Source organism: uncultured Sphingomonas sp., assembly GCF_913777625.1.
Taxonomy (GTDB): domain Bacteria; phylum Pseudomonadota; class Alphaproteobacteria; order Sphingomonadales; family Sphingomonadaceae; genus Sphingomonas.
On the sequence record NZ_CAJYTI010000010.1, the window covers coordinates 457,701 to 467,350 of the forward strand.

Here is a 9,650-nt window from a genome sequence, read left to right on the forward strand (position 1 = left end):
GACCAGGCAATGAGCATCGAGCAGGGCGACGCGCTCCCCAAGGGCGCACTGGTGGCGGCGGACGGCAGCGCGATCGCGCTTCCCGAGTGGGGCGCAGGCGCGCCGTTCGTCCTGTATTTCTACCCCAAGGACGACACGTCGGGCTGCACGCGCGAAGCGCAGGACTTCACGGAGCTGATGCCGGAATTCACCGCGCTCGGCGTGAAGCTGCTCGGCATCTCGAAGGACCCGCCCGCCAAGCACCAGAAGTTCACCGCCAAGTACGACCTCGCCGTGCCGCTCGCCACCGACGAGGACGGCGCGCTGATGGAGGCGCTGGGCGTGTGGGTCGAGAAGTCGATGTACGGGAAGAAATATATGGGCATCGAGCGCTCGACCTTCCTGTTCGATGCGTCGGGCACGCTGGTCCGCGCCTGGCGGAAGGTGAAGGTGCCCGGCCATGCCGCCGAGGTGCTGGACGCGGCAAAGGCGCTGGGGTGAGCGAACGGCGCAGCGTTGCGGCGGCGGTCCGGGCGGTGCTCGACGCCGCCGACCCGACCGAGAAGGTGATGGCGGCGCGGGCGGCGGCGCGCGACTGGCGGCTCGGGCGGCTCAACTTCCGCTTCGACGTGGCGATGCCCGATCGGCCGGCGCGCCCCGCAGCGCCCGAACTGCTGCCGCCCAACCGCATGCCCAAGCGTGGCCGCGGCGGATCGGAGCGCGGGCGGATCGCGCTGATCCACGCGCTCGCGCATATCGAATTCGTGGCGATCGACCTTGCATTCGATCTGGTCGGCCGCTTCGGCGCGCAGTTTCCCACCGGTTTCACCGATGACTGGATGCGCGTCGGGGCGGACGAGGCGATGCACTTCGCGCTGCTCGACCGACGGCTGCGCAGCCTCGGCAGCCACTATGGCGCGCTGCCGGCGCATGATGGCCTGTGGGATGCGGCGACGGAGACGGCGCATGATGCCAAGGCGCGTCTGGCGATCGTTCCGATGGTGCTGGAAGCGCGCGGGCTGGACGTGACGCCCGCGACGATCGAGCGGTTCGACGCGGCCGGCGATACCGTCACCGCGAAGATCCTGACACGGATCGTCAACGATGAAGTGCGCCATGTACGGGCCGGTACGGAGTGGTTCGAATCCGCCTGTGCTGCGGCTCGTTGCGTTCCGGAAACGACTTGGCAAGACCTGGTCCGTACCCATTTCAGGGGTGCCATTAAGCCGCCGTTCAACGACTCGGCGCGCGACTCAGCCGGTTTGACGCGTGCGTACTACCAAGCGCTTGCCGACGGCTGATTATCCTCCAAAAGAGTCTCCAAGCGAGACGGAGAGGACAGGGGCTGACCCTTCGCCACGCATCATCCTGAAGCTGCGCGCCGGGTCGCTACGGTGTTGGCTTCCATGAATTTGCCGGGGACTCATGGCCGTACCGTCCGAACGCAAGAATGATGACTTTGCGCACAAGTTCCGGGAGTTCTTCACCACGCGGGATGTGATCCTCCACGAAGGCGGCAAGCTGCGCCGCTTCAGCGTGGGGGGCCGTTCGCAGCTGCTGTTCGCCAGCGCCGCGGTGACGACCGTGTTGTTCTCCGGCTATGGCGTGTCGCAGGCGATGGCCGGCGCGATCGCCTATACCGCGCCGGTGGCGGGCTCGCCCGAGGCGCAGGTCGCCGCGATGCGCGCCGAGGTTGCCCGCATGCGCGCCGAAGTGGCCGCCGCCAAGGATGCCGCCAAGCTGCAGGCCGCCAAGATCGAGCAGCGCCAGGCGGTGCTGAACGCGGTCGTCTCCGGCAAGGCCGATCGCTCGGTGCTCGAAGCCGATCTCCAGGCCGTGCCGCAGAAGACCAGCGCGCTGTCCGACGAAATCGCCGCGCCGCTGAAGAAGGTGGAGGCGCGCCAGGTCGCGCTTGCCGCGAAGGCGCGGAAGGTCGGCGAGGTGCGGGTGCGCCAGGCTGCCGCTCGTCTCCAGCATCTCGGCCTCGCGCCGCAGCGCTTCGCCAAGGTCACCGTCGCGATGGGCGGCCCCTATGAGCCGGTGAGCGATGACGACGCGACCACCGCCGTGACCGCGGATGCGGATGCGCAGTTCCGGTCGCTGTTCGAGACCTGGAAGAAGCTCGACTCGATCGAGTCCGCGTCGATCTCGATCCCGTCGATGCAGCCGGTGCAGCATGTCAGCTTCACCTCGCACTTCGGCGTCCGCTCGGATCCGTTCCGCGGTACCGCTGCGATGCATGCCGGCGTCGACATCCCCGGCCAGATGGGCACCCCGATCTACGCCACCGCCGACGGCGTCGTCTCGCATGCCGGTCGCCAGGGCGGCTATGGCAACCTCGTCGAGATCAACCATGGCCGCGGTCTCGAAACCCGCTATGGTCATCTGTCGAAGATCCTCGTCGCCGACAATACCCGCGTGCGCCGGGGCCAGATCATCGGCTTGATGGGGTCGACCGGCCGTTCGACCGGCACGCACCTCCATTATGAAGTCCGCCTCGACGGGCACGCGATCAATCCGATCCCCTTCATCCAGTCGGGCGAATATATCGCGCAGGCGCCGGTGACCGGCGGCGGCGTCGGCGGTCCGCGCTGAGCCTTTCCCCGCATTGCCGGACGGGCGCCGGCGCATTATCTCGGCGCCCATGACGACGATCCTTGAGCAGCCCACCATCGCGCTGACGCCCGCCGCAGCGGCGCGCGTCGCGGTGATCGCCACCAAACAGGCCAAGCCTGCGATCCTGCGGCTGTCGGTGGAAGGCGGCGGCTGTTCGGGGTTCCAGTATCGCTTCGGCCTCGCGGAAACGGTGGAAGCCGACGACGCGATCGCGGAAGTCGACGGGGTGCGACTGGTCGTGGATCCGGTCAGCCTGGATCTGGTGCGCGGCGCGCAGGTCGATTTCATCGACAATCTCGGCGGCGCGCATTTCGCGGTCACCAATCCCAATGCGGCATCCGGTTGCGGCTGCGGCACCAGCTTCTCGATCTGAGCGCAAACCGTTGAAAATCGTCAGCTACAACGTCAACGGCATCAAGGCCCGCCTCGAGCGCCTCGTCGAGTATCTCACCGAACAGCAGCCTGACATCGTCTGCCTGCAGGAGCTGAAGAGCTCCGACGACACGCTGCCCATCGCCGCGATCGAGGCCGCCGGATACGGCGCGGTGTGGCACGGCCAGAAGGGCTTCAACGGCGTCGCCATCCTCGCCAGGGGGCAGCAGCCGATCGAGCGCCAGCGCGGCCTTGCCGGCGATCCCGAGGATGCGCACAGCCGCTATATCGAGGCCGAGGTTGGCGACCTGGTCGTCGGTGGGCTGTACCTGCCCAACGGCAATCCGCAGCCGGGGCCGAAGTTCGACTACAAGCTCCGCTGGATGGACCGGCTCTACGATCGCGCGGCGGAACTGCTCGCCGAAGAGCGACCGGCGATCCTCGCTGGCGACTTCAACGTCATTCCGAACGACGACGACACCTTCTCGGTCCGCGCCATGGCCGAGGATGCGCTGATGCAGCCGGAATCGCGCGCGCGCTACCGCCAGCTGCTGGCACAGGGCTGGACCGACGCGCTGCGCACCCGCTTCCCCAAGGGCGGCGTGTGGACCTTCTGGGACTATCAGGCGGGTGCCTGGCAGCGCGACGCGGGCTTCCGCATCGACCATCTGCTGCTCAGCCCGCAGGCCGCCGATCGCTTCACCGGCGCCGGCGTCGACAAGGACTATCGCGGCCGCGAAAAGGCCAGCGATCACGCGCCTACCTGGGTGACGCTGCGCTGACCGCGCGGCGCCTCCGTCCCATTTCCGTAACATGGTGTGATAGCCGGTAATCTGCGCCAACTCCTGGCGCAAATTGCTGTGTTGTGGCACTATGACACTTGAGTGAATTTAGCTAAGAGATTGAAAATAAACGATAGATGAAACTGGCACGGCTTCTGCAATGAACGAGGCACCGGCGAAAACGAAGGAGCGTCGGACCTCGCAAGAGACTGGAGCCTGACATGACCACGTATCGCACTCGCAACTTTCTCGGCCTCGTGCCCGCTGCCGCGCTGCTCGTCACCACGCTCGCCGCAGCGGCCCCGGCCCAGGCCGCCCGCGATCCCGAACCCACGCCGGCCCCCGCCGCGATGAAGAAGGATATCCGCCTGCTCAACCGCACGGCGCGCGGCCTGATCTGGTGCGTCGAGCGCAAGGCCGCCGACAGCGGCAAGAAGATCAAGCAGTGCAAGACGCGCGAGACCTGGATCCGCGAAGGCGCGGACCCCTTCGGCGAGTATTGATCGCCACCCCGACCGACATCGCAAGCTGAAGCAACAACCACCGCATCGCGTGCGGCGGAACGTCCCCGCACGCCCGTTTCTCAGGAGGAAAGCATGACCAAGTTCACCACCACCGCCCGTACCGGCGCCATCCTGTTCGGCGCCTGCGCGCTCCTTGCCGGCAGCATTGCCCCCGCCAGTGCCGCGACCCGCGCGTTCGAGAACGACAAGAAGCAGGAGCTGCCGCAAGCGGCAAAGGCGACGACGCAGAAGATCTGCGTGGAGGCATATGAAACCACCGGCTCGCGCATCCCGCACCGGCGCGAGTGCAAGACCCGGGCGGAGTGGATCCGCACCACGGGGATCGATCCGCTGACCGACAACCTCGTCGAGCGTTGATCGAAGGGGCGCGGCAGCGGGACACCCCCACCCGCTGCCGCAGCCCGTTCAGAGGGACTTCTGGTAGATCAGATATTCGCGGTTGATCTTGCTCTCGATCGCATCGGCGATCGCGACCATTCCCTGATTGTCTTCGAGGATCCAGCCGATCTCGCCGCGGCTCGCGCCATAGTTCGCCACCGAGGCGCGGCGGATATATTCGATCATCATGAAGGCGAGCTGGCTCGCCATGCGCGAGCTCTGCAGCCGTTTCACCACGCCCATCAGCGGCACCCGCATCGTCCGCGCCTTGGGCTTGCGCAGCCACAGCAGCAGCTTCGCCCAGCCGAAGGGGAGCAGCGAACCCTTGAGCGGCTTCAGCGGCTCGTTGAGGTCGGGCAGGGTGACCATGAACGCCACCGGCTCGCCGTCATATTCGGCGATGCGGATCAGGTCGTTGAACACCAACGGCTTCAGCTTCTTGCCGACATCGTCGATCTCGGGCTGGGTGAGCGGCACGAAGCCCCAATTGTCGCCCCAGGCATCGTTGAGGATGGCGAGGATGATCGCCGCTTCCTCGGCGAACTTCGACTTGTCCACCTCGCGCACGCGGATGCGGGCATTCTTCTCGCCGGCGGCGACGATGCGCTGCACGATCGGCGGGAATTCCTTGCTGATGTCCAGCTCGTAGGTGACGATCTTCTTGGCCGGGCCATAGCCCTGCGCCTCGATCCAGCCCTGGTAGCGCGCCGGGTGGTGGCCCATCAGCACCGTCGGCGAATGGTCATGGCCCTTCACCAGCAGGCCGGGCTCTTCCCAGATCGACAGGCTGACCGGGCCGAGTGCCTTGGTCATGCCCTTGGCGCGCAGCCAGTCCTCGGCCTGCTTGATCACCGCGGCGGCGACCTCCGCGTCCTCGGCCTCGAAGAGCCCCCAGAAGCCGGTGCCCGGGCCGAAGCCCTGTTCGGGCGGCATCTGCAGCGCCAGCGTGTCGATATGCGCCGAGATGCGGCCGACGACCTTGCCCCCGCGCTCGGCGAGGAACAACTGAGCCTCGGCATGGCTGAACCAGCCATTCTTCTTCGGGCTGATCGTGCTCGCCACTTCGTCGCGCAGCGGCGCGACCCAGTTCGGATCGTCGCCGTTCAGGCGATAGGCGAGCTCGATGAACGCCTTGGTATCTGCCTTGCCCGAAACGGGCCGGACCTTGAGATCGGCACTAGCCACGATGGTTCCCCAGAAATTCTTGATACGGCGCAATGCAGTCTTGCGTCCGAAGGCGCCTGTCAAGCGGCAGGCGTGCAGCGCAGCGCACTGGCCCTTTGGTCGCCCTGTAATGCCACCGTATAGCCACTATCTAAGGCCAATGGCAGAACCCATGACCCAAACGCTAGCCTTCGATCTTCCGGACGCGCCGGACGCCGATGTGTCGGCAACGATCGCGCGCATCCGGCTTTCGGGCGTTCCGGACGACCGCGCGATGCTTCGCGCCGCCGCCGAGCTGACCCGCGACCTGCACACGCCGAACAAGGCGCTCTACTGGACCGATTGCCTGCTCTCGGCGGCGATCGGCTATGCCGGCATGGCGACCGCGATGTTCGCAGCGTCGCCGTGGATCGCGCTGATCGGCGCGGCGATCGCGGTGTTCGCGCTGTATCGCGCCGAGCTGTTCATCCACGAGATCACCCACCTCAAGCATTCCCTGCTGCCTGGCTTCCGGCTGGGCTGGAACCTGCTGGTGGGCATTCCGCTGCTGCTGCCTTCGTTCATGTATGAGGGCATCCATACGATCCACCACGCCCGCACGCGCTACGGCACCGAGCAGGATCCGGAATATCTGCCGCTCGCCCGGATGAAGCCGTGGACGCTGCCGCTGTTCCTGCTCGTCTCGGTGCTGATGCCGATCGGGCTGCTGCTCCGCTTCGCGGTGCTGGCGCCGCTGTCGCTGCTCTTCCCGAAGCTGCGCCGGCTGGTCGTCGCGCGCTATTCGGGGCTGCAGATCAACCCTGCGTTCGAGCGTCGCGAACCCGAGGGCGCGTTCCGCCGCCAGTGGTTCTGGCAGGAGCTGGGCGCGAGCCTGTTCGCCATCACGCTGATCGGCATCACCGTCGCGGGCATCCTGCCGCTGCGCGCCTTCCTCGCCTATATCGGCATCGTCGCCGCCTCGGCGGTGATCAACCAGGTGCGGACGCTGGTCGCGCATCTCTGGGAGAATGAGGGCGAGCCGCTGACCGTGACCGCCCAGTATCTCGACAGCGTCAACGTGCCCGAGCCGGGCTTCCTGCCCTATCTCTGGGCGCCGGTGGGTCTGCGCTACCATGCGCTGCACCATCTGCTGCCGGCGGTGCCATACCATTCGCTGGGCGAGGCGCATCGCCGCCTCGTCGCGGCACTGGATCCCAGCTCGGTCTATCACCAGGCCAATTACCCGACGCTCTCGGGCCTCGTGGTGAAGCTGGCACAGGGCACGATGCGCCAGCGCTGATCGCGGCGCCGAACGAATCGGAAGGGGCCGGGCACCGGGCGGTGCGCCGGCCCTTTTTGTTGATATGGTCGCCTTGCCTCGTGTGCCCCGCGCGCTACCGTGCGCCCGGCAAGATCGGGGGAGAGGATGATGCGAGCGATGTTCCTGCGCGCGGCGGCGCTCTGCGCGCTGGTGGCCGGCATGCCGGCGGCGGCACAGACCCAGTGGCCGAACGGCGCCAAGGCGGCGGTGGTGCTCACCTATGACGACGCGCTGACCTCGCAGCTCGACCATGTCGTGCCCGAACTGGATGCCGCCGGGTTCAAGGGCACCTTCTTCCTTGCCAATGTGGCTGAGGCCCAAGTCGAGCGCTGGCGCAAGGTCGCGGCCGAGGGGCATGAACTCGCCAACCACACGATCTTCCATCCCTGCAGCAAGGCGAGCTACCCCGCCGACCCCCGCTATGTGAGCGAGGCCTATACCCCCGCCAGCATGCTGCGCGAGATCGCCCAGCAGAATGTGCTGCTCCACGCGCTCGACGGAAAGTCCCGCCACGGCCTGGCGACGCCGTGCGGCCAGAGCCTGGCTGGCGGCACCGACTATCTGGAGGAACTGCGCAAGGCGAACCTGGTCACCTATGTGCGCGGGGTGGTCGACACGCCGGCGGATGCGCGGGCCAATGTCGCCAAGGCCGATCCAATGCATGTCCCCGCGCGCGGCTTCGGCGAGGGCGCGACGGCGGAGAAGATGATCGCCTATGTCCGTGAGGCCGAGCAGGGCGGCGGCTGGGCCGTGTTCCTGTTCCACGGCGTCGGCGGCGATTACCTCACCGTGCCGGACGCCGAGCATAGGAAGCTGCTCGACTGGCTGGCGGCGCATCGCGGCGAGGTTTGGGTGACCACGCTGCAGGACGCGCTCGACTGGGCCAAGGCGCATCCCTGACGCGGGTCAGGGCGCCTCGCCGGCGTGCGGCCCCAGCGCAGACCAGGGGAGGATCGCCCAGTCCGGCGCGTCGCAGGCGCGCTGGACACGGGCGAAATAGGCGCCGAGCCACAGGCCCTTTTCGGAAAGCGCCCAGCCGGGGAAGTTCCATACCTCCGGATCGGAATAGTCACAGCCGTCCTCGTCACCCTTGGCCGGCGCGGTCATCTCGCTGGGGTGGTAGCGCTTGAGCAGCGCGACCACGGCAGGCGCGAAGCGCTTGCTGCGATAGCTGTACCAGGCGTCGCTGCTTTCTGCCGGCACGGGTGTCGGACCGAAATGCAGCAGATCGTCCAGCCGCAGTTCGCGGCCCGTGCGCATGTCGTAGCTGTAGCCCGTGGTGCCGAAATCGGGATGCGCCGCGCCCGCGCAGCTCCAGCTGGCATTCCAGACATAGCTGACATGGTTCGCGCCGAGCCACGGCGTTTGCGCCTCGGCCACGTCGATGCCGGGGCCGCCCTCATAGCCGGTGCAGGCGAACCAGGCCGAGACGTCCTGCCACTGGTTGCGGGCCAGCGCGTGGTTGACGGCCGCCATTGCCGCGCCCGGATACCCGCGTTCGATGCGGAACAGCCGAATGCCGGAAAGCGGCTCGCGGTACCAGCGGATGGTCTTGCCGTTGCGCGTTTCGGCCTGCTGCGCGGTGAACTGAAGGCCGGTCAGGTGCCAGCGTTCATAGGCGCTCAGCTTGGGCGGCAGGTCGGCGGGAAGACCCGCGGGGGCACCGGCCGGGCGGAGGAGCACCGGCAGGCGCCGCGCCTTGGCGGTGACGAGCGTGCCGTTGAGCGTATCGCCGTTGCGGACGAGGTGCAGCTTGTCGCCGGTCACGCGCGATTGGAGATCGAGCGTCTGGCCTTGGATGCTCCCCGCAAGATCGATGTCGAGCCGGGAGGTGAGATAGAAATACTGGCCGCTAACCTCGGCCTTGTCCGCGGTCAGCGCCATCACGACCCGCGCCGTGCCGACGTTGCCCTGATACAGCTGCTCGGGCGCGGCGAGGGCGCCTGCCGGTGCGCCGGCAAGGAGGACGGCGGCGAACAACGGGGCGTGGCGAGGATGCATCGGCAAGGCCTCCCGGCGGTGATCGCCAGCCGAATAGCCTATTCCTCGGTCCGCAGCAGCACCGCTTCGCCGATCATCAGGAACAGCAGGAACGGCGCCCAGGCGGCGAGGAAGGGCGGGTAGGCGCCCAGATTGCCCATCGCCAGCGCGAAATTGTCCGCGACGAAATAGGCGAAGCCCAGCGCCATGCCGATCACCGCGCGCACGAACAGCTGGCCCGATCGCGCGATGCCGAACGCCGCCACCGCGCCCAGCAACGGCATCAGCACTGCGGACAGCGGCCCGGAGAATTTGTGCCACAGCGTGCCCTCCAGCGACTTGGTCGGCCGCCCCGCATCGCGCAGGTCGCCGATCGCGGCATTGAGCTGCGTGAAGTCCAGCCCGTCGGGATTGACGTTGCCCAGCGTGAACTGGTCGGGGCGCACGTCGCCGGCGATCGTCACCCGGCCCAGCGATTGCAGCTTGCCGCTCGCCACGTCGAAGCGCGTCGCCGGCTCGATGTCCCAGCCGTTGGCCACGCGGTGGCCATGCGGC

Annotated in this window: 12 protein-coding genes; 9 read left to right on the forward strand and 3 right to left on the reverse strand. The window is 67.5% G+C overall.

Annotation, left to right across the window (positions count from 1 at the left end; all coding sequences use genetic code 11):
* Positions 1–9: 9 nt before the first annotated feature.
* The 7 genes from QZ814_RS07245 to QZ814_RS07275 all read left to right on the forward strand — a co-directional run bounded on the left by QZ814_RS07245 (position 10) and on the right by QZ814_RS07275 (position 4,630).
* Positions 10–480: a peroxiredoxin gene (locus QZ814_RS07245; RefSeq protein WP_294330472.1), complete on the forward strand. Its 471-nt coding sequence runs from the start codon at positions 10–12 to the stop codon at positions 478–480.
* Positions 477–1,280 carry a ferritin-like domain-containing protein gene (locus tag QZ814_RS07250; protein ID WP_294330473.1) on the forward strand — a complete coding sequence of 268 codons (804 nt, stop codon included), beginning with the start codon at positions 477–479 and terminating at the stop codon, positions 1,278–1,280. The genes QZ814_RS07245 and QZ814_RS07250 overlap by 4 nt, the downstream gene beginning before the upstream one ends.
* A gap of 124 nt (positions 1,281–1,404) precedes the next feature.
* A complete protein-coding gene (locus QZ814_RS07255) occupies positions 1,405–2,574 on the forward strand; it encodes a M23 family metallopeptidase (protein WP_294330474.1) in 1,170 nt (389 codons plus the stop codon).
* A 49-nt stretch (positions 2,575–2,623) separates the two neighbouring features.
* Entirely contained in the window at positions 2,624–2,968 is a 345-nt protein-coding gene (erpA, locus tag QZ814_RS07260; RefSeq protein ID WP_294330475.1) for an iron-sulfur cluster insertion protein ErpA, read from the forward strand.
* 10 nt (positions 2,969–2,978) lie between these two features.
* Complete coding sequence (xth, locus tag QZ814_RS07265; RefSeq protein ID WP_294330476.1) at positions 2,979–3,749, forward strand: exodeoxyribonuclease III; 771 nt, start codon at positions 2,979–2,981, stop codon at positions 3,747–3,749.
* 221 nt (positions 3,750–3,970) lie between these two features.
* The gene (locus QZ814_RS07270) at positions 3,971–4,252 is read left to right on the forward strand and encodes a hypothetical protein (protein ID WP_294330477.1); all 282 of its coding nucleotides are present in this window, start codon (positions 3,971–3,973) and stop codon (positions 4,250–4,252) included.
* A 93-nt stretch (positions 4,253–4,345) separates the two neighbouring features.
* Positions 4,346–4,630: a hypothetical protein gene (locus tag QZ814_RS07275; RefSeq protein ID WP_294330478.1), complete on the forward strand. Its 285-nt coding sequence runs from the start codon at positions 4,346–4,348 to the stop codon at positions 4,628–4,630.
* 48 nt (positions 4,631–4,678) lie between these two features.
* On the opposite strand, the gene QZ814_RS07280 is transcribed toward QZ814_RS07275, so the two are convergent.
* Complete coding sequence (locus QZ814_RS07280) at positions 4,679–5,836, reverse strand: N-acetyltransferase (RefSeq protein WP_294330479.1); 1,158 nt, start codon at positions 5,834–5,836, stop codon at positions 4,679–4,681.
* 151 nt (positions 5,837–5,987) lie between these two features.
* On the opposite strand from QZ814_RS07280, the gene QZ814_RS07285 reads away from it, so the two are divergent.
* Entirely contained in the window at positions 5,988–7,094 is a 1,107-nt protein-coding gene (locus QZ814_RS07285) for a fatty acid desaturase (protein WP_294330480.1), read from the forward strand.
* Positions 7,095–7,223: 129 nt separating this feature from the next.
* Complete coding sequence (locus QZ814_RS07290) at positions 7,224–8,015, forward strand: polysaccharide deacetylase family protein (protein ID WP_294330481.1); 792 nt, start codon at positions 7,224–7,226, stop codon at positions 8,013–8,015.
* A gap of 6 nt (positions 8,016–8,021) precedes the next feature.
* On the opposite strand, the gene QZ814_RS07295 is transcribed toward QZ814_RS07290, so the two are convergent.
* Complete coding sequence (locus QZ814_RS07295) at positions 8,022–9,116, reverse strand: hypothetical protein (protein ID WP_294330482.1); 1,095 nt, start codon at positions 9,114–9,116, stop codon at positions 8,022–8,024.
* Positions 9,117–9,154: 38 nt separating this feature from the next.
* The coding region (locus QZ814_RS07300; RefSeq protein WP_294330483.1) for an LptF/LptG family permease at positions 9,155–9,650 on the reverse strand (496 nt) is incomplete at its 5' end.